General features: G+C 54.3%; 1 pseudogene. It reads right to left on the reverse strand.

Annotated features, from left to right (window positions below):
- A pseudogene (locus QP934_RS11505) lies at window positions 1–532 on the reverse strand (IS3 family transposase); the annotation flags it as partial.

Consider the following 532-nt stretch of genomic DNA (forward strand, 5'->3'; position numbering starts at 1 on the left):
TCCGGGCGATGATCCGGTGTCTTCGGGCTTACCGTTGTTATTGGGGTTCGCCCACGTCTGCGGCCAGAAACACCTGCAAGTTTCATCAGACGTGCGGTCTTGTCGCGACCAATATGAAAGCCTTCGCGGTTCATCGCGTGCCACATTTTGCGGATGCCGTAGACCGAGAAATTCTCCGCATGCACACGCTGTATCTCTGGGATGAGCAGGCTATCGCTTAAGGCTCTTGCGCTGGGAACACGTGTGGTGGCTTTGCGGTAGCCGCGTGAAGTAATGAATCCACGATCTGCTTGTTTAAGGACTCGGCAGATGGCCTCGACCCCAAATTGATCTTTGTACGCGTCGATGTAGGAGATCATTTGGTCGTGGGTCGGTCGAGTTCCGCTGCGAAAAAAGCCGAAGCAGTTTTAAGAATCCCGTTTGCTCGTTTCAGTTCGCGGTTTTCGCGGCGCAGACGCCTGAGTTCTTCTTCCATTGTTTCGCCGCCTGAAGCGTCAGAATTATCGCGTACTGAGGCGCTGTCACGGTACCA

It is taken from the genome of Corynebacterium sp. MSK122, assembly GCF_030229435.2.
GTDB classification, from domain to species: domain Bacteria; phylum Actinomycetota; class Actinomycetes; order Mycobacteriales; family Mycobacteriaceae; genus Corynebacterium; species Corynebacterium marquesiae.